14 protein-coding genes are annotated in these 20,349 nt (G+C 65.4%); 1 reads left to right on the top strand and 13 read right to left on the bottom strand.

The genetic code is table 11. From position 1 onward, the window contains the following. Positions 1-149: 149 nt before the first annotated feature. From DI276_RS32950 to eno, 13 genes are all read right to left on the bottom strand, one after another. The gene (locus DI276_RS32950) at positions 150-1,091 is read right to left on the bottom strand and encodes a Ppx/GppA phosphatase family protein (protein ID WP_112271427.1); all 942 of its coding nucleotides are present in this window, start codon (positions 1,089-1,091) and stop codon (positions 150-152) included. Positions 1,092-1,099: 8 nt separating this feature from the next. Continuing rightward, positions 1,100-1,654, bottom strand: coding sequence for a GNAT family N-acetyltransferase (locus DI276_RS32945; RefSeq protein WP_112270649.1), 555 nt, complete (start codon positions 1,652-1,654; stop codon positions 1,100-1,102). Further along, the gene (locus DI276_RS32940; RefSeq protein WP_112271425.1) at positions 1,641-2,201 is read right to left on the bottom strand and encodes a GNAT family N-acetyltransferase; all 561 of its coding nucleotides are present in this window, start codon (positions 2,199-2,201) and stop codon (positions 1,641-1,643) included. The genes DI276_RS32945 and DI276_RS32940 overlap by 14 nt, the downstream gene beginning before the upstream one ends. A gap of 440 nt (positions 2,202-2,641) precedes the next feature. Beyond that, positions 2,642-2,977: a hypothetical protein gene (locus DI276_RS50335; RefSeq protein WP_157985085.1), complete on the bottom strand. Its 336-nt coding sequence runs from the start codon at positions 2,975-2,977 to the stop codon at positions 2,642-2,644. A 74-nt stretch (positions 2,978-3,051) separates the two neighbouring features. Then, positions 3,052-9,813: an RHS repeat-associated core domain-containing protein gene (locus DI276_RS32935; RefSeq protein WP_112270647.1), complete on the bottom strand. Its 6,762-nt coding sequence runs from the start codon at positions 9,811-9,813 to the stop codon at positions 3,052-3,054. Positions 9,814-9,833: 20 nt separating this feature from the next. Further along, positions 9,834-12,779: a LamG-like jellyroll fold domain-containing protein gene (locus tag DI276_RS32930; protein WP_112270645.1), complete on the bottom strand. Its 2,946-nt coding sequence runs from the start codon at positions 12,777-12,779 to the stop codon at positions 9,834-9,836. Between the two features lie 88 nt (positions 12,780-12,867). Further along, on the bottom strand, positions 12,868-13,281 hold the full coding sequence (locus DI276_RS32925; protein ID WP_112270643.1) for a hypothetical protein: 414 nt from the start codon (positions 13,279-13,281) through the stop codon (positions 12,868-12,870). Between the two features lie 136 nt (positions 13,282-13,417). Continuing rightward, positions 13,418-13,573, bottom strand: a complete 156-nt coding sequence (locus DI276_RS32920; protein WP_112270641.1) for a DUF397 domain-containing protein — start codon at positions 13,571-13,573, stop codon at positions 13,418-13,420. Between the two features lie 13 nt (positions 13,574-13,586). After that, positions 13,587-14,417 (bottom strand): helix-turn-helix domain-containing protein, encoded by an 831-nt coding sequence (locus DI276_RS32915; protein WP_112270639.1) that lies wholly within the window; start codon positions 14,415-14,417, stop codon positions 13,587-13,589. A 102-nt stretch (positions 14,418-14,519) separates the two neighbouring features. Continuing rightward, positions 14,520-15,818: a lytic transglycosylase domain-containing protein gene (locus tag DI276_RS51370; RefSeq protein ID WP_198681051.1), complete on the bottom strand. Its 1,299-nt coding sequence runs from the start codon at positions 15,816-15,818 to the stop codon at positions 14,520-14,522. A 139-nt stretch (positions 15,819-15,957) separates the two neighbouring features. Beyond that, entirely contained in the window at positions 15,958-16,458 is a 501-nt protein-coding gene (locus DI276_RS32895; protein ID WP_232837077.1) for a DUF501 domain-containing protein, read from the bottom strand. After that, positions 16,434-16,928 carry an FtsB family cell division protein gene (locus DI276_RS32890; protein ID WP_232837076.1) on the bottom strand — a complete coding sequence of 165 codons (495 nt, stop codon included), beginning with the start codon at positions 16,926-16,928 and terminating at the stop codon, positions 16,434-16,436. Before DI276_RS32890 ends, DI276_RS32895 begins: the two co-directional genes overlap by 25 nt. 11 nt (positions 16,929-16,939) lie before the next feature. Beyond that, complete coding sequence (gene eno, locus DI276_RS32885; RefSeq protein ID WP_112270630.1) at positions 16,940-18,226, bottom strand: phosphopyruvate hydratase; 1,287 nt, start codon at positions 18,224-18,226, stop codon at positions 16,940-16,942. Between the two features lie 340 nt (positions 18,227-18,566). Between eno and DI276_RS32880 the strand changes: the two genes are divergently transcribed. Then, positions 18,567-20,324 (top strand): RICIN domain-containing protein, encoded by a 1,758-nt coding sequence (locus DI276_RS32880; RefSeq protein ID WP_112270628.1) that lies wholly within the window; start codon positions 18,567-18,569, stop codon positions 20,322-20,324. Positions 20,325-20,349 lie beyond the last annotated feature (25 nt).

The following is a 20,349-nucleotide window of genomic DNA, read 5'->3' as shown; positions in this document are numbered from 1 at the left end:
GCCGCAGTTATTGCGTGCGCACGCCTCCCCGGGAGGTCTCGTCCACCTCCCAAAACGTGAGAGGACGTTAACCGGGGTGTCCAGGAGTACGCGCACTGAAAGCGGTCACAAACTCGTCACGATCACCTCAAGTCGACCTTAATTCGGCGCTAGACCAGCGAAAACGCGATGCCGTCGAGGATGTCGTGCTCGCTGCACACGAGCGTGCGAATACCCGCGCGATTCGAGAGCTCCTCGGCAATCGCACGCAGAACCAGCGCTCCACCGCAGATCACGTCCACTCGACCGGGGTGCATGGGCCCGAGCGAGGCACGCTCATCATGCGTCATGGAGAGGATACGGTCGGTGATTTCTCGAACATTGTCAAGTGTGATTCGGCTGAGGTGAATAACGTCGCTGTTGTACACCTCCAGCCCTTGGACCAGGGCTGACAACGTCGTAACGGTGCCGGCGACACCAATCCACGTCCGCGCCTTCTCCACGGGGACGATCTCGAACGCCGCCCTGATCTGCTCGCGCGCAAACGCTTCCGCTTGTTCGATTTCGGTCTTCTTCGGCGGATCCGAGTGGATGAACCGTTCCGTCAACCGGACGCATCCGATGTCCATCGACCTCGCGGCCTCGACCTCCGTGCCGCTGCCGAGGACGAACTCGGTGCTGCCACCACCCAGATCGGTGACGAGGAAGGGTCCCTCGTCCGGGTCAAGATCGGCCACCGCGCCGAGGTAGCTCAGCCTCGCCTCCTCGTCCCCGGTGATCACCTCCGCGGGCGCGCCGAGGATCTCCTCGGTCATGCCGAAGAACTCGTCCCGGTTGCTCGCGTCGCGCGTGGCGCTCGTGGCGACCATGCGTCCGGCTTCGACGCCCTTGCGCTGCATCGTGCGCGCGTAGTCTTCGAGCGCTTCCTTGGTGCGCTGGATCGCGTCGGGGTGCAGCCGCCCGGTCGCGTCCACCCCCTGCCCGAGCCGGACGATCTTCATCTCCCGGTGCACGTCGCGCAGCCACGCGGTGCCGTCGTCGCGCTTCGTGACGTCGGCCACGAGCAGCCGGATCGAGTTGGTCCCGCAGTCGATCGCCGCAACGCGCGACATGATCACCCCTACTTCGTCGCCTGATACTCCTCGGCAAGCATCGCGTAGACGAAAACGTCCCTCCACTCGCCCTTGAAGATCTCGCAGCTCCTGAAGTGCGCCTCCCTGCGCATGCCCAGGCGTTCCATCAACCGCCACGACGGCTCGTTGCGCGAATCACAGGTCGCCTTGATCCGGCGCAGACCCAGTTCCCCGAAGCCGAGCCCGAGCACCTGCGCGGCGGCGTCGTGCGCGTAACCCTTGCCGTGGAAGTCCGGGTGGAAGAGATAACCGATCTCCCCCTGGCGGTCCGTCTCGCTGTGCCAGGTGAGCCCGACCTCGCCGATCACCCGGTCCACGTCCGCCAGCACGACCGCGAGCACCAGCTCCTGCCCCTCCGCGGTGAGCTGGTCCTGGTCGACCTGCCTGGCCAGCCGCTCAGCGGCGTCGGCCCGGTCGGACGGCTCGGCGTAGAGGTAGCGGCAGACCTCGGGGAGCGAGCGGTAGGCGTGCAGGTCGTCGAGGTCGCCGGGTTCGAACGGCCTGAGCACCAGCCGGTCGGTCTTGAGCTCAGGCCTGAACACGCCGGTACTCCTCGTCAAGCATCGCGTAGACGAAGAGGTCGCCCCACTCGCCCTTGAAGATCTCGTTGTGGCGGAAGTGCGCCTCCCTGCGCATGCCCAGGCGCTCCATCAGCCGCCACGACGGCTCGTTGCGCGGATCGCACTGCGCGATGATCCGGTGCAGTTGGAGTTGTTCGAAACCGATCTTCAGCATCGCCTCGGCCGCTTCCCTCGCCAGGCCCTTGCCCTGGAACTCCGGGTTGAAGACGTACCCGAGCTCGCCCTGCCGGTCCTTCTCGCTGACCCACTTCAGGACGACGTCGCCGATGACCCTGCCCTGCTCGGGAAAGTGGACCGCCAGGACCAGCCACTGGCCTTCCTCGGTCAGCTCGCTCATGGTGAGGCTCTTCTCGAGGCGCTGCTCGGAGTCCTCGAGGCTGGCCGCTTCGCCGTAGAGGTAGCGGTAGACCTCCTGGTCGGAGCGGTAGGCGTGGAGGTCGTCGAGGTCGTGCTCGGTGAAGGGGCGGAGGACGAGGCGGTCTGTGGTCACCGGGTAGTCAGGGCGCACACCCACCACCTTGCCAACGACAGCCGCCCCGCGCCGCGCGATTCGTTGGAGCACCGGAAGGCGGCAACCCGATTTACGACAGGAGGGGACGACTCGGGGGGTCGTCGCCCTCTCTTGGTCCTGCGGCGTTCAGCTGATCTGGACGCTGCCGATCGAAGTACCCGGCGCCAGATCCTTGGTCTGAGCCCACAGTTGTCCGTGGATCGACCAATAAACGTCCTGATCTATGACATCAAGGTTGTCCACCGTCCACGATGTCGTTCCACCCGGAGATGTCCTTCAAGAACTCCCAAGCGACCTCCTTGATCACATCATGCTTCGTCTTGTGAGCGTTCCTCTGCGAACATGGGCCATTTCGGCGACTGTACGAGAGACCGCCATACGGGCAGCGAGCAGCCCCGCCAGCGACCTTGACGGAGGCTGTCACGCCTTACAATTTACTAATCATCGTCATTGCGCCGAGCGGCTCCACCGGATTCCAACTGCCGCTTATCTCTCGAACGGAAACACGAAACAACATACGACAAGTCCGGACTTAGCCACACGAAGTATGTATTACTCCGCGCACTCGCCAAGACGAGAATCAAGCGATCCCCGTCGAACTCCGACAACTCGCGAACAACCTTCGCCAGAGCGTCAGCCAATCCAGTGCCGAGCGCGAAGGAGTCTTCCTGTCGACGGCGATAAAGATCAACCCAGTGCATCTTTTCCGCCAGATTGCCGGAGAAGTCCTCCAGCCATTCAGTATCGAACAGCTCCGCCCATTCGCTGGTCACTGATGGCATGCTGGTCGCCAAGAAGTCATGAACGCGACTTACCAGAACATCGACAGGCACCTTGACTCGCGTATTCACTGTACTCGCTCCGCACCGCGAACCGGTCCATAGATCAGGACTTCCGCTTCATTGAAGTAATCCGGGGACTCAACAGTTTGGTAATCCGCCCGCGACACTCGTAGGACCACGCCTCCTCGGGCTCTGCGAACCGCCAACTCCGGACTAGTGGTCCAGGACGTGTAGTCGCTCAGTCCCATCATGCCCGCGTTGTGCTCGTCTGGTGTCAGTTTTGTACCCTCCTTGCCCCAGCCAGTGGGTACCGCGTCTCCCTTCAGGGCATCCTCATAGTTCGGGTGTTCAGGCCATACGCCACGGAACAGGTCGTCCGATCCTTCACCGCAGTTGTGCACCAGGATCGACTTGTCGGCCACCACAACGTGGTAGGTGTGAACCTCGTCGATGGTCAGGTCATAGACCGGCTGCACCTGGGCGTAGTGGTCAACCGCAGTTACAACGACCAACGAGCCATCGGCCGACCTCAGGTGCTCACCCGGCTTGATCGTGCCGATCTTGGCGAAGTCACCACGTTCCTCGACCCACACCGGGTGCCAGGATGTGGCGTCGATGGTCCCACCGGCCACCGACACGCGGGTCATGTCGCCCTCGTCGGTGTGCACGATCGTGCCGACAACCCTGCGGTCCGAGGTCTCGCCAGTCTTCGGATCGGTCGCCTTGACCTGATCCTCTACCTGTATCTGCTCGATCGGCTTCGAAGACCCATCAGCCATCAACACCAGCGTGCCGGCCACGAAGCTGTGCAACACGCACGAGCCACCATCGGCCTTGCCACCCACCTTGCGGATCGCTTCAACCGCGATCGCCTGAGCCGCCGCGGTGATCTTCTCGACCCGCCGCAACAACGCCTGAGCCTTCGAGATCACCTTCGCCATCGAGGTAACGGCCTTGACCGCCTTGTAGCCAGCCTCCAGAACCTTGCCGATCTTGCCCACCGGCACCAGGTTCATCACCAGCCCACCACAGGCCCAGATATCACCCTTGGTGAAACAATCCACGATGTCGTTCCACCCGGAGATGTCCTTCAACAACTCCCAAGCGACTTCCTTGATCACATCCCACTTCGTCTTGTGGGCGTTCTTCAAGGCCTCCTCGTACTCGACCTGACTGATACCGGCCTCACGAAGACCCTGCTCCGTCGCCTGACGCTTCGCGTTGTACGCACCATGAGCAACACTGCGCTTCTTCGCCGCCCCCGGGTACGCGGCCGCATAGGTTTGGTCGCCGGCATGGTCGTTTCCGACGATGATGCTGCGTCCCTTGTCGATCCCATAGCTGTGACCGTCAGATCCGACACCGCCCTCCAGATACAAGCCGGAAGGATCACTGAACGTCACCGGACTGTTGTTGCTGTACGCATAACCGTTCAACTGCTGCGGATCATTGTTGTCGATAATCGGATCAGCAGAAAGGAACCGCCCAGCAGAAGAGTCATACAAACGCGCACCCACACGCGTCAGACCCGACTCCTCCCGCGTACCACCAACAAACCCACGCGAACTCCACGAAGCAGCACTACCACGCGACTCACCGAACGGAGTCTGACGACGAGAAGCCACCGCCAGATTCCCCGCCGACACCGCAGCGATCTCCGTGCCCTGATGATCCGAAACCAACCACTTCAAACCCGAAATCGAGTTCCGCTGCGCAACAACATGCCCGTTGTGGCTGTAATAACGAGTCCACGACGGCGTCGAAGAACCCGACTCCAGACGAATCTCCTGACCGAACACGTACAACGTCGAAGCCGACGGCTCACGAGCGATCAGCCTGCCGCCATCCGCGTCGTAGAGGTACGTCGACTCCTTCCCGTCAGCGTTCTTCACCTTCGACACACGACCCTCGACGTCGTACTCCAACGTCTGCGTGTCGCCGGAGATCTTGCGCGACGTCGTGTTACCTGCAGCGTCGTAGGTGAAAGTGTCCTGCGACGTACCGTTCGGCCCGGTCGTGTCGACCCTCGACACCGTGTGCGGCTGCGCAGCACCCGCAGCCGGATAGGTGAACGAGTTCACCGTGTCACCGGCTGAGGCGTGCGAGGTCTGCGTCAGACGGTTACCCGTCTTGTCGAACGTCCACGACATCCAATACGGCGCTGCACCACCCAAAGCCGACGTTGACTTGGCCGCCGCGCAGTCACCGGAACCAGGCGTCCACGCCGAAGTCATCCGACGCAGGTAGTCGTAGGCGAAACACTGGATGTCCGACGGGCCGCCCTCGGGCGCGTCGGCGATGCGGTTGATGTTGCCGGCCGCGTCGTAGCTGTAGTTGCGGTCGGCGATCCGGTACGCCGTCTGCGTTTCACGATCCGCGATCGTGCGCTGCAGCCTGCGGGTCCCCTCCTCGTAGAAGTTCGTCACCCACAGGTTGTTCGGACTGTCCTCACGGTCGTAGGTCTCCTGCAACACCTCGCCCAGGGCGGAGTAGTTGGTGCTGGAGACATACGGGTCACGGCCCCGCGTCGCCCGAGGCAACCCGAAGTCGTTGTAAAGGGTGCCCACGTTCTCACCCGGCACGATGATCTTGCCGTTGGAAACCGCGTCCGTGTAGGAGATGTAATCCAGCTTGCCTGTGTAGGTGTAGCCACTGGTCATCTCGTACGTCATGCCGAGCGCGCCCTCGGCCGCCGCCGGAATGATGACCTTCTCGCCGGTCGAGCGGCCCGCCTCGTCGTAGCCCTTGATCACGCGCGTGTACGCCTGACCGTTGACCCACCTACGGGAGTACGACAACAGGCCACGGCCGTTGAGCGCACCGGTGGCGTCCTTCGACAGGTCGTAGTTCCACTCCGCGAGCTTGGTGCCCGAGGTCGACCCGTCGAAAGACGCGGTCTTGCGGCTCAATGCGTCGTAGGTGTACGCGACAGTGCGGCCACGGCTGTCCGTGGCCGAGAGCACTCGGCCCGCGTTGTCGTACGCGGTCGTGCTGTGCCCGGTGTCGGGGTCGTCCGCGGCGATCTTGCGCCCGCGCAGGTCGTAGCTGTAGCGCCAGGCGTTGCCGACGGGATCGGTCACCGACGCCAGCTGGCCGGCCGGGGTGTAGGTGTACTTCGTCGCATCGAACGCGCTGCCCAGACCGGCTGTGTACTGACGCTTCTCGATGGTGCGGCCCTGCGCGTCACTGATGACCGTCGTCGCCGCCGAACCTTGCGGCGGCGTCGTGTGCACGCGGTCACCGCCGTAGGCCGTGGTAGTGCGCCACTGCTCCACCGCCTGCTTGCGGTAGATCGACGCCGTCGGCCGCTCCATCCCGTCGTACTCGGTGATGGTCTGGTTCGGCACCGCGTTGTCGAACACACCAGCCAACACACCCGACGGCGCCTGGTCGTTCCAGTAGGCGCCGTTGGTCTTGTACGGCAGGCCGCGCGAGTCGTAGAACGTGTCCGAGATCTGCCGGCCTCCGGCAGGCGACGGCGACTGCGTCTGCCGCTCCCGGAACAGGCCGTCGTACAACGTGTACGACGTCAGGTAGGTCCCGTTGTCCTGCTGTCTCTTCGCCGCCACCACACTCGGTGCGGTGGTGTTGTAGGTGTAGACGAACTCCGCGTCCGGCTTGGCGGTCGCCTTCGGGTGGCCGGGCGTCCACGCCCTGATCAACCTGCCGAGCGCGTCGTACTCGAGGTCCGCACGTCGGCCGTTCGGGTCGACCGATGCAGTGGAGGCACCCCATGCCGGGTCGAAGTATCCGGTGGAGACGTGACCGAGCGCGTTAGTGCTGGTGACCTGCGTCAACGGGCCGCCGGACGGTGAGTACGCCGTGGTCGTCTTCTGGTTGGTCGCGTCGACGACCTCCAGCGGACGGCCGTAGTCGTCGAACGTCGAGGTTGAAGCGGTGACCCACTTCTGGCCACTGCCATCCCACTTGTCCAGCACTTCGGCCTTGGTGATGTCACCCTTCGTCGGCGCGTCACCCCAAGGCTTGCCGTCGAAGTACGACTTCGCGACAGACAGCACGGAAGTAGCGGACGTCTGTACGTCGCACAGGCCCTTGACGGTCTCCACCTGCGAGGCGTAACTCAGCATCCACGCCGCCTCATTGCGGGCGAACGTGGTCCGGCTGCACGACTCGTCGCCGGTGACGCCAAGATCGCCGTGATCCTCGGCCTTCGTCACGATGCCGACAGAGTCGTACGTCTTGACGACCTTGGTACGGCGCCACTGGCCGCTCTCCAACAACGTGCGGCCGCGCACGGCCTCGACGTTGCTGAGCTTGGCCTCCTTGCCATCGGCGCCGGTGACGGTCGGGCCGCTCACCCACGGATCGTTGACCGAAGCCGATACGAGCTGACCGTTGTTGTATTGCCGGGTCTCACGGACGAAACCCTGCAGGCGCTGTGTGTCCTGGATGGGCTCGCTTTCGCTGGTCGACACCGTGGCGCCGTCCATGCCACGCAGGTACACGGTTTCCGCGACACTCTGCTTCTCCGACGAATCACCCTTGACCACGCGCACGGTGCCGTAACCACGCCACTGCGACCACGTCCGCTTGTCTGCTTCAGCGAACTCGTTCTCGTCGAAGTGCCAGGCAGGGTCACCGATGTAGTCGTAGTGCGTCTTAACCAACGACGAGGCGCCGGTGCGGTCGTCGTCAACGACATCGGTGACGACGTACTTGTGGAAGTAGTCGAGGATCGCCTTGGGCGCACCGTCCGGCGTCCACCACGTCGGGTAACAACGCAGATTGTTCGACTGGAGCGCAGTTGGCGACGGCATACGCGAGCCCGGCACACAGTCCACGTCGCTGTACCTGATCTCCGTGCGTGCACCGGCCTCGTTGTTGATGCCGGTGACGCGATACCTGGTCAGCGGCGAGAGGTTGTCGTGCCCGCTGTCCACCCGGTTGGCCATGGCCCTGCGGTCGAACGTGGTTTCCGGCAACGAGATGGAGCCGCCACGCAGTCCGGTGTGGACGATGGACTTCAGGTTCATCGCCGGCGACGTGCCATCGCCGGTTGCCGGGAAGTCCTGCGTCAGCGTCCACGAGTCGACGTCGTCGAACCCACCGCTGCCATTGCCCACCTGCGTGGTGATCTTGGTGAGCCGCTTGCGCGTGAAGAAGGTGGGCGACAAGCGGTTGGTGCACTGCTCGCCCGCGTTGCAGATCTGGTCCGCGGGTACGTCCGGCCAGGACGACGCGGTCGAGGGGTTGAGCTGCCCGGGATCGCAGGTGATCTGCCCGTTGGGCAGGCAACGCTCGGCGGTGTCGAACCATACCCGTGCGCCGGCGGTTCCGTAGACGTTGTTGTCGCGCAGCCCGTACTCGATACGTCGCAGTTGGCCACCACGCACGTAGGACGTGCCCTTGGCGGGATCTGCGTTGCGCCCGTAGTGGTTGGTCTCCGGCTCGTAGTAATACGTCGTGACGTTGCCGTGCGGATCGACCGAGTAGTCGAGGTTCCACCGATAGGCCTGCTGACACCACGACGCGTCGAACGTCCCCGCGTTGCACGGTTCGCCCGCGTTGTTGCCGAACACCGGCCCAGTCCACGCGGACCGCGTCTCCGGCTTGCCCGCCGTCCAGCCGGGCAGCCTGTTGAGGCCGAGAAAGTACTGGGTGCCGTCGGTAGTGGTGACCTTCCAGTGCTCACCGTCGTTGTCACCGTTCGCGGCACCGAAGAGGTGCTCGACGCGCGCACCGTCGTCGTTCTTGGCGCGCCACACCTCCTTGCCGTTCACCAGGTCCTTGTGCTTGATCAGCTGACCGGACACGCCGACCAGGCTGATCGAGATGTTGTCGCCGGCCCAGCACTGGTCACCGGTCTTGGTCTGGCCGTTGTTGCCGCCCAGATCGAGACCGCACGGTTTGAACTGCCGCTCGATGAACCCGCCCGGCGAGACGTCCCAACCGTCGCCGACGATCGACGCCTGGTTGTTCGTCGACGACGTCCTGCCGTCCAGACTCTGCGACGAGTACCCCAGCGAAATCTTCGGCGCCGCACCGCCGATCGCCGGCGGCACGCGGACCGGGTAGCCATAGGAGAAGTCACCGGACGACCCACCGGCATTCCACGAACCCGCAGGAGCCAGCGACGTCGCGGTGAACGTACCGTTGCCACCGGACGGCGCCGCGGCCACTGCCAGCACCGTCGGGGTCTCGGCAGCGCGTTGTGCCGACGTCGACGAAGCCGAGGCATCGGGAGTGACGTCCGCGGAGACCTTGCCGGCCTTGCGATCGTTCTCAGCGCCGGGAACCGGTGTCGTCCGCCGACACTCGGGTTTGTCTGGAGTGGACAAAGCACACGCGGGCAAGGACACCAGTCGCAGACGCGAGGCGTAGTCGCCACCGAACGCCGGTGCGAACGACCGGTAGTCGACGTCGATCTTCACCGGCGAGTTCGCCGCACCACCCGCATCCGCCACGGTCAGCACGACGCCGTTGAGGCCCAGTTTTCTGGCCGCGTCCTGCCCCTTGACGTTCACCCGCACCTTCGCCGGTCCCGCTGATCGTGCAGCGACATTTTCCTTGCGCTGCAACGAAACCAGTCCGACCTTGGCGGCAGCACCGCTGCCGACCTCGATTTCGGTCTGCGACTCTCCCGGCCACGACACCGGGTCCGGCTTGGTCTTGGCGGCCTTCGCCGCCTGGTCCTCCGCCTTGCCGCGCACCGCGGGGACATCGGTCGTCGCGACCGACTTGTCCTTCTGGAGTTCGGGAAGCTTCCAACCGTACTGGTTGCGACCGGCGGCCAACGCGTCCTGACCAGACGATGCCAGCAACGTCAAAACGACGCCGAGCGCCGTCAGCTTCGTTCTTCTTCTCACAGCGAGATCCTCAGGGTTCGTCAGGAATGCAGGGTTGCCAGACGCAGGTCAGCGATCGCTCCGGCGGTCATCACGCCCGAGTAGATGCGGGCGTCGTCGACGTCGCCCCTCCACATGTCCGAACGGTGTCCATCCCAGATTCCGCGTCCTACCCAGAAGTCACCGGTGCCGTTAAAGGTCTCGAGTCCGATCCCAGTCGTGGTCCCGTGGTCGAACGTGTGCTGCACATCTCCATTGACGTACAACTTGATCGTGCCGGTGGTCGCGTCGAACGTCGCTGCGAGGTGCACCCACTTGTTCGCCTCGGCTGTTTGGTCCGAGAGCGCGTAAGAGCCGCCACCGGTCGAGGTCTTCGTCAGCAGGAATCCCCACTTCCCGGTCTCCGGCCGATAGCCGAGCAGGAACGGCGAGAACCTGGCGTCGCCCATGCCGACAGCAGCCCTCGGGCCGTCGAAGCTCCCTGCGTGTCGCACCCAGGCAGACACCGTGTAAGACCGATCAGTGCGCAGGTTCAACGGATGCGAGCCTGCCATCTCACCAGTCCCGGACGAGTCGAAGCTCAGCCACTTGTCCTTGCTGGTCAGGATCTGGTTGGGATCAAGCGGATCCGCCGGCGTCCCCGCCCACGCGACACCGCCGGACAACGTGGCGTTCTGGCCCGACACCTCGTCCTTGGTCGTCGTTCCATCACGCTCGTCGAGGTTGTAGTGGGCACGCAGCACCACGAAGTTGTTCTGGGCCGCCGCTTCGTCCGCGCTCAACGCGCGGTCCCACACCTGAACGTGGTCGATGCTGCCGGGCAACCGGTGGATGCGCTCACCGTTCCACTTCACCGAACCGACCACGAACGGGCCGGTCGTGTTGAAGAGCGTGGCATCCACCGCGCTCTCCAGCTTGCCGTTGACGTACAGCTTCAGCTTGTGCGAGTTGGGCTCGTAGGTGCCGAGCAGGTGGGTCCACACTCCGATCTGTGGCGGTGTGGACGACAAAGCCTGAAAAATGGCCGGATTGTTCTGGTCCGTCGCGGCCGCGCTGAAGGTCCAGCGGCCGGAGTCGTGGGAGTACTGCAGGTAGAAGCCACTCGCGACAGCGCCGCCCTGGCTCGCAACCGCGTAGGAGGAGTTCGCGTCGTCGAGCTTCACCCAGGCCGACACCGACAATGCGCGCGAGCTGTCGACCAACGCGGACGAGGTGGTGGAGTACGAACTGGTGCTGTTGACCTGACCGTTGTTCGCGTAACCGGCGCCGAACGAGGCGCCGCTCAGCGTCAGCGGGTGTCCCTTGCCGGTGATGTCGGCTGCGGTGGTCCCGTACTTCTCGTCGAAGTTCCACGCGGCCACAGGGCCTGTCGGCTCGGCGACGTTGAACACGTAGGTCTGCGCTGTCGCCGCACGGTTTCCAGCCTTGTCATACGCCTGGACGTACAGCGTGTTGGTACCGCCCTGAGTCGGGGTGATCGGCACAGCCATCACACCGTCGGCACTGGTGACGTCCGACCTGTTCTCGAAGGTGTCGACGTTCAGCGACCAGCCGTAGCGAACGACGTCCATCGTGTCGTTGAGACCGGTTTTCCCGTTGGGAGAGAACGTGAAGGTGCCCGTGCGGCCAACGCTGCCGTTGATCCCGGTGGTCGGGTAGTCCGTGGACGACACGGAAGGTTTGTTTGGCGCCACCGTGTCGACCGTGAACTCGCAGTCGCCTGTCACCGGCGAGCGGATCTCCCGGTCGCCCCCGTAAACCGACCAGTTGTAAAGACCGTCCGCAGCCAGAACTCCTTGTGGCACAGTCACCTCGGCGTACGAGCCGGACGGCACGTCCAACGCCACCGGCTCCGCGATCCAGGTGCTGTTGCCGACAGGGCCTCGGCGAATGGCGAAACCAGAGTCCGCCAGAATGCCCCCGTCCGGGTCGGACACCCTCGCCCGCAGCCTCGGTGTGCGGGTGAACACGGCGGGCCGAGCGTTGCCCTGGGCACACGGCAGTGCATCGAAGCGGTTCGGTCCCCATCCCTCCATGCCGTGGTCGACGGGCGGATTCGGGTACGAGTTGTACTTCACCACGAGGTACGGGTTGAGGTCGAACCGTCGCCACGAGTTGTTGAGATCATTCTCGTTCCTGGCCTTGAACATGAACGTTGTGTTGGTCCAACGGCCGACCGAAGCGGAGACCGCTGCGGAGGTCGCGTCGAAGTCCGCACCGCCGTCCCCAGGGCAGTGCTTGGCGTTGTTGCGAGTGTTGTTCTCCGACAGGTTCTTGTCCCAGCCGGGCTGGTTGTTCCACGTGGTGTTCGAGTTGATGGGCCCCGTCAACCACAGCTCGGTCGGGGACGGTGCGCACGAGTAGGAGTGGATCACTTTGGCGTGCAGGGTCGCCGACTTGATCACCGTGCCCATGATCTCGGTCGTGTTCATCTGGAAGTACGAGCGGGAAACACCAGCCGACCTCGAACCGAGTTCGCTCGCGTTGAGATACCCGGCTTTGAGGTCACCGAGCTGTCCCTCGGTCTTGTCGAAGTTGCGCGCGTCTGCCCATTCCGGCGGCGACTGCACGACCGCGTGGTGAATCTTGCTGCACTGTTGGCAGTAGTAGTCCGGGTCCAGCCGTACCGGGTACGTGGTGTTCGGATCGCCGAGGAACGTCTGGTCCGGCGTGATCGAGACGGTGTCGGCACCGACCTCAACTCCCATTACGCCCCGACGCGCCGACTCGGAGGAGTCCCACATGTGCGAGGCATCCCCGCCGAAAACCTGATTGCCGTCGCTGTCGGTCACAACGAGATCATCAGTGGACGCCGCCGCGGCCGACCTCGCCGACACCCCGGCTTTGGCCGCCTTGCCGATCCTGGTGTTCTTGGTGTGGGACTTGAAGGTGATCTTCTTCAGCCGCGGGTTGCGGGCTGCTTCCGCCGTCTTCACCACGAGGTTCTGCGCGAAGCCGGTCAGCCCCACCCGCACTTCGAGATCCACCCCCGGCAGGACCTCCTGGTAGGTGGCGACCCGGCCGGAGATCTGCGCCGGAGGGAGATCGCCGTCCCAGCCGAACCCGACCTCTGCCTCACCCCTTCACCAGCCGGGCGACCGGACCCTTCGCCGATCCAGGACCACCCGCCGTGAACGACATCGTCACCGGCGCCGCCTTCGGCGCCAACGAACCGTCAGCCTGTGGTGCGAGGTTCAGGTCGACGTCGGTCCACGTGTTGTTCCGCTGGACGCGTACCGGATGGGTGTGGGTGACGAGCGTCCGCGTGCCATCCGGATTGGCTTTGACCTGGGAAGTCTCGGTTGTCTCCGCCCCGATGACGATCGACTTGCCGCTCTGCTTCGCGAGCTTCTCCGCGCTCGCGGCGTCTCTGACCTCGTCGGGCACGGCCGCGGACGCCGTGGCGACCGAACCGATGAGTGTGCCCGCGAAAACGAGCGCAGCACTGAATACGGGCAGGGCTAAGCCCCGCCCTCTGGCGTTGAGCATCTATCCCCCCACTGCCGAACCCGTCCGGCAGCCTGATCACTGGTTCCCCGACCCGTGCTGGAGCAGCATGGACGAGCCCATCAGGAAAGGGAATACGTCAACGGGGGAAACTCCGCCGCAGGACGAAGCGTGTTGTTCACATCTTCACAAGGCGGAGGAACGCCTCCCACGACTCCGGAGCAACGGGCAGGTGAGTGGCGGGGGCCTTGCTGTCGCGGATGCCGATACCGTGGCCGATCTCGACGCAGTCACTTGCCGACGGGCTGTAGCTGCTCTTGCGCCAATCGGACATGCGGCAGGCCTCCTCAGGCAAGCATGGTGGCGATCACCCTTTCTGATTGTTCCGCATCCAAGGCGTCCTGATCCAACCGCTTCAACACTTCGGCGTAGCTGGCGAGCGATCCCTTGTCTTCGAGGAAGAGTCCGGAGTTCTCGCTCTCGATGAAGATCACCGGCTCGTACTTGTGGTAGCTGAGTTGGGTGAACGAACCGGACAACCCCGCATGAGCGCCGATGGCGACCGGGACGATCCGGAAGGTGATGTACTTGCGCACCAGCATCATGTGGATGTGGTTCAGCTGCGACCGCATGACGTCCGGACCACCGACCGGCAACCGAAGCGCCTGCTCGTGCACGAAGTAGACGAACTCGCGGCCAGGACTCAGGATCGCCTGCCGGTCGAGCTTCGTTCTGATCAACGCGTCGATGTCGGCGGGCTTGATCTTGGCCGACTTCTCGGCAGCCGCGCGGATGTAGCCGGCGATCTGGAGGTGGCCGGGAACGAGGTTCATCGACCACACGGTGATCTTGCTGGCGAGGCGTTCCTGGCTGATGAGCGAGTGCACCTGGTCTGGTACTCCGTCCTCGGGGAACAGCAACCAGCCCTTCTCGCGTGACTCGCGAAAGAGCGCCAGCAAGTGCTCGACGTCGGCGGCGGGCGCGCGGCAGTACGAGAGCAGCCGCACGAGGTCCACCTCGTTCACACCGCCCTTGCCCTGCACAAGGTCGGAGATCTTGGCTTCTTGCCAGTCCAACAGCTCGGCGAGCTGGCGCTGGGTCAGGCCGCTCTGCTCGATCGCGTAGCGGACCCCGGCGCCGAACTCCCGGCCCACCACGCTTGAGTTGCGCTTCGGCATGGAAACGAAGCTAGGAGACGCGATCCCCTGCACTCCAACGTTTCTGCCCGAATCGCCCCGAACGAAGTACGGCTTGGAAACGTTCTAACGCGACACGCCGTACTAGCTGGGCGTACTCGTGACCAGGCTGTTCGTCGCGGGCGGCGCCGCGCTGCTGCCCTCCGACGAGGACCGCTCGGTCGACGACGTGGACGACTGCGTGACGCCACCCGACGAGGTGCCACTCGACGACTGCTGCGGCGGGTCAGCCGGCTTGGTGGTCGTCGTGGTGGTGGTCGTGGTCGTCGTAGTTGTGGTGGTCGTCGTGGTCGTCGTGGTGGTGGTCGGGCAGGACGACGAAGTGGACGACGGGGCCGACGACGAAGTGGTGGAAGAAGTCGTCGAGGTGGTCGTCGTCGGGCAGTTCGGCGTCGTCGTGGTGGTAGTCGTCGTCGTTGTGGGCGACGTCGGGTTCGACGTGCCCGGGTTGCCGCCGGGGTCGGGGTTCGGGTTGCCCGGGTTGTTGGGCGCCGGGTTCAGGACGTTGTTGCCGGTGTCCGGCAGCGACGGCAGGGCGTCGACGTTCTCGCTGTACTCCTGGGCCCACTTGAGGACCTTCTCGACGTACTTCGGGTCGTTGTTGTAGCGGAAGACGGCCCTGGCGCGGTCTTCCTGCTTGGTCATGTCGCCGTTGCCGGCGCACAGGTAGCGGCCGGCGCCCAGGGCGGCGTCGTAGACGTTGTTCGGGTTGACGATGCCGTCTTCGTTGAGGTCGCCGCTGAAGCTCGCCCAGGTGGACGGGATGAACTGCATCGGGCCCACCGCGCGGTCCCAGGTGGTGTCGCCGTCGAGGCGGCCGCCGTCGGTGTCGCGGATGGCACGGAAGCCGAGCGAGCCGTCCAGCACCGGGCCGAGGATCTTGGGGGTCGCGTCGCCGACGGCGTTCACGCGGCCGTTGTTGGCGTGGTTGGACTCGATCTTGCCGATGCCGGCGAGCAGCGCCCAGTCGAGCTTGCAGCCGGGGACCAGGTCGGCCATCTTGTCCTCGGCGCGGAGGTAGGCCTCGAACACGACGCCGGGGATGCCGTGGTCGCCGGGGAAGTCGTCGATCAGGCCGGGGTCGTTGTCGAGGTCGTCGAGCTTGCCGTCCTCGAGGTCGGCGAGCAGGGCCGCGCTCAGCTCGTCGGAGAGCGGCAGGCGGCCGGACGCGCCGAGATCGGCCGGGTCGACCTGCAGGGCTGCCCAGAGGTCGGCTTGGCCGAGGCTGACAGCGATGTCGTCGTGCTTCGAGAGGTTGACCCAGTCGACCAGCTTGGTGCCGACGATCATGGTGGGCGCGAGCATCGCAGCCAGCGCGGCCACGGCGAAGCCCTTTTGCCTAGGGCTCAGCGCCGACGGACCACGCAGTTTGGCCATTGCCACGAATACTCACCTCTCGTGCGTCATCGCGGCTCGCCGTCCTGCAGTTACGGCGAACGCCCCCACAAGTTCCACCCTGCCCCACTCCAGAGCCTAGGTGTACCCAAGACGGAGTGAAGCGTGCGTTCGGTTCCGTTGACTGTTAACTCGCGCAGTCCCCGGCGGGCCAGAGCGCCTGCTCCGTCAAGATTGCCAGGGCTTCGTCCCCCATGGGATTGACCCCAGGGCCCTTCGCGAGGGCATGAGCGACGTGCACGTGAAGGCACTTAACTCTGCTCGGCATGCCGCCCGCGGTGACTTGCGTGCCCAACGACTCGATGGCGTCACGCTCCGCGAGGTACGCCTCGTGCGCGCGCAGGTAGGCGGCGGCGAGCTCTGGATCCTCAGCCAGCCGTTCCTGCTGCTCCTTCATCAGCCCGCCGCCCTCCAGCGTGCTGACCAGCGAGTTCAGCTTCGGGCAGGTGAGGTAGTAGAGCGTCGGGAACGGCGTGCCGTCGGGCAGCCGCGGCGCCGTCTGCACGACGTTCGGGTGCCCGCTGGGGCACCGCGAGGCGATCGCACGTGTCCCGCGCGGCGTGCGGCCGAGCTGCTGAGCGACCGTTTCCAGGTCAGCAGCACTTACTTGTGCGTCACCGATTCCCACAGTTCCTCGTACCAAGACCCTTGTGCCGCGGGCTTGCCCGACGGCCTCTCCGATTCAGTGTTGCGGTTCTCGTCGCCCGGCAGCTGGACGATGTACGGCGTCTCGCCCGGCCGCACCCAGTGCAGCCGCTTGCGCGCCTCGATCTCCACGTACGCCGGGTCCTGCAGCTGCGCCTTCCGCTGCTCCAACGCAGCGACCTGCTCGCGCAGCTTCTGCTGTTCGGCCCCCACGTCGCGCAGGTCGTCGCGCTGCGAGAGGTAGGTCCGCAACGGGACCGCGACGCTCAACGCCAGTGCGCACAGCACCATCGCGAACATCGCGGCCCGCCGCGTACCCGTCATGCCGAACGCGCCACCCGTGCCGTCGCCACGACGCGACGGCGCCTTGGGACGCGGTGGCTTTCGAGCGCGCGCGGGCCGCGCCTCCCGCTCTTCGCGGGGGCGACGGGGACGACGCGCGCGCTCGGCCATGCCTCAGCCTCTCAGCTCTCCGGCGTGTAACGCGGGAACGCGAGTTCACCGGCGTAGCGCGCCGCATCGCCGAGGGACTCCTCGATGCGCAGCAGCTGGTTGTACTTCGCGGTGCGCTCACCACGGGCCGGGGCGCCGGTCTTGATCTGGCCGGCACCGGTCGCGACGGCGAGGTCGGCGATGGTCGTGTCCTCGGTCTCGCCCGAGCGGTGCGACATCATCGACTTGTAGCCGTACGACGTGGCCAGCGAGACCGCGTCGAGCGTCTCGGAGAGCGTGCCGATCTGGTTGACCTTCACCAGCAGCGCGTTGGCGGCGCGGCGGGAGATGCCCTCCTCCAGGCGCTCCGGGTTGGTGACGAACAGGTCGTCGCCGACGATCTGGACCTTCTCGCCCAGCTCGGCGGTCATCTGCACCCAGCCGTCCCAGTCGTCCTCGGACAGCGGGTCCTCGATGGAGACCATCGGGTAGTCGCGGACCAGCTCGGAGTAGTAGCCGATCATCTGCTCGGCGGAGCGCTTGTTCTTCTCGAACGTGTAGGCGCCGTCGGAGAAGAACTCCGTGGCGGCCACGTCGAGCGCGAGCGCGACGTCGCGGCCCGGCCGGTAACCGGCCTTCTCGATGGCTTCGAGGATCAGGTCCAGCGCGTCGCGGTTGCTGGCGAGGCTGGGGGCGAAACCGCCCTCGTCGCCCAGGCCGGTCGCGAGACCCTTGCTCTTCAGCACGGACTTCAGCGCGTGGTACACCTCGGTGCCCCAGCGCAGGCCCTCGCGGAACGTCTCCGCGCCGATCGGCGCGATCATGAACTCCTGGATGTCCACCTCGGTGTCGGCGTGCGACCCGCCGTTGAGGATGTTCAGCATCGGCACCGGCAGCACGTGCGCGTTCGGGCCGCCCACGTAACGGAACAGCTCCAGGCCGCTCGACGTGGCCGCGGCCTTCGCGACCGCCAGCGACACACCGAGGATCGCGTTGGCGCCCAGACGGCCCTTGTCCGGCGTGCCGTCCAGGTCGACGAGCTTCTGGTCGACGACGCGCTGCTCTACGGCCTCGATGCCGACCAGCTCGGGCCCGATCTCGTCGAGCACCGCGGTGACCGCGCGCTCGACGCCCTTGCCCAGGTACCGCTTGGCGTCGCCGTCCCGCAGCTCCACCGCCTCGTGCTCACCGGTCGACGCGCCCGACGGAACGGCCGCACGCTCCAGCGTGCCGTCGTCCAGCGCCACCTCGACCTCGACGGTGGGGTTGCCGCGCGAGTCCAGGATCTCGCGTGCTCCGACCTGCTCGATGACCGCCACTTGCGCTCCCTGTTTCTCCTGCGTCTCGTCTCGCGACGAGCCTACTTGGGCCAGGTGACCGGCTGGGGCTCGACACCGTCAGATCACAGTGGGCCGCGACGCCGCTCGACTGAATCGTGCCAGAAGACTGTATGGAGGATGGCCCGTAGCCGTTCGGGCCACGCCACCTGGCGAGTTCAGCATGGTGAACGCGAAATTCATTCATCATCTATTCCAGCCGAGGCTTCACCAGCCCTACAGTCCCGCCAGCAACGGCGTGTCTCCCGCCTCCGCCGGTGCCAATGCGATGACTCGTGAACCACGCCCGAAAGGGCGTCAGGGCGCAGAGAAGGGCCCCATCATGCGACGAGCACTGGCTGGTGCCGTGGCGGCAACACTCGCCTCAGCCGCCATCGTGGTACTGCCGACGACACCCACAGCGTCCGCTGCGGAATCAGGCACGTTCACCGCGCTGACGTACAACATCGCGGGGCTGCCGGAGGCCCTGTCGAGCGCACCGACTCCCCGCAAGTCCGCCACCACGGCGATCGGGCAACGGATCGGATCGTACGACATCGTCCACGTGCAGGAGGACTTCAACTACCACGCTTACCTGTACGCGGCGAACAACCACCCGCACCGCACCGCGACCAGTGGCGGTGTGCCCTTCGGCAGCGGGCTGAACACGCTGTCCCGCAAGCCCTTCGACGAAGGCGACTTCGAGCGGGTCAAGTGGAACGCCTGCGACGCCAACAGCGGTGACTGCCTGACACCCAAGGGTTTCACGTTCATGCGGACGCGCCTGACCGAGGGCATCTACGTCGACTTCTACAACCTGCACGCCGACGCGGGCAGCAACAGCGGCGACCTCGCGGCACGGGCCTCCAACTTCGCGCAGCTCAGTTCGTTCATCCAGAGCCGCTCGGCCGGCAACGCGGTGGTGGTCATGGGTGACACCAACACCCGCTACACCCGCACGGTCGACGGCACCACGATCCGCAACTTCGCCGCCGCCAACGGTCTGACCGACCCGTGGGTGCAGCTCGTCCGCGGTGGCAACGCCCCCGCGGAAGGCAGCGACGCCGTGCTCTGCGACAACGCCAACCCCACGGACAGCTGCGAGGTCGTCGACAAGATCTGGTACCGCGGCAGCCGGGCCGTCACCCTCAACGCGACGTCCTACAAGAACAACCACGCCGCCTTCCGGGAGGACGGCACCGGCAAGATGCTGTCCGACCACTACCCGCTCAGCGTCGGGTTCAGCTGGTCGACGAACCCGGCGTACCAGTTCAGCGAGCAGGTCGGCGGCCCGCACGGCAACTACTTCAACGACGTCGACCGGGTGGCGTGGGGTGCCCAGACCACCGAAATCTCGTTGCGGAGCGGCAAGCGTGTCGACCAGGTCGGCGTGACGCTCAACGACGGCACGAGGCTGACCCACGGCGGGGAAGGCGGTTCGTACTCGTCACTCACCTTGGGCAGCAATGAGTACGTGAACAACGCATATCTCTGTCAGGCCAAGCACAACAACCACACACGGGTGTTCTACGCGAAGTTCACCACCAACCTGGGGCGCACTCTCGCCGGCGGCTCCACCACCTCGGACTGCTTCACCCGCACCGCACCCGCGGGCTGGCAGATCGCCGGATTCCACGGCCGCAGCGGCGACGAGGTCGACAAGGTCGGCTTCATCTACACGCCAAATGACGTCATGCTGGTCAACCGGGCGACCGGCAAGTGCCTCGAGGTGAGCAACTGGTCGACCGCGGACGGCGCCGACGTCCGTTCGTGGGCCTGCCACGGCGGAGCCAACCAGCGGTGGCGGATCGAGCCGCTCGCCGATGGCACCGCCCGGATCGTCAACCAGGGCAGCAACAAGCTGCTCGACGTGGCCGCCTGCGGCACCGCTGACGGCACCAACATCCAGCAGCACACCTGGTGGGACAACGCCTGTCAGCGCTGGTCGGTCCTCCCGACGGACGGCGACTGGGTGCAGCTGCGCAATTCCAACAGCGGCAAGGTCGCCGACATGGCCGACTGCGGGACCGCGGACGGCACGGACGTTCGGCTGTGGAGCTGGCTCGGCAACTCCTGCCAGCAGTGGCGGGCTCAGCCCTAGGCCGGTCGGGAGCACCGGCCCTAGG

This window comes from Lentzea terrae, from assembly GCF_003265345.1.
GTDB classification, from domain to species: domain Bacteria; phylum Actinomycetota; class Actinomycetes; order Mycobacteriales; family Pseudonocardiaceae; genus Lentzea; species Lentzea terrae.
Note: the sequence above shows the minus strand (reverse complement) of the source record. Positions and strands in the feature narration are given on the sequence as shown.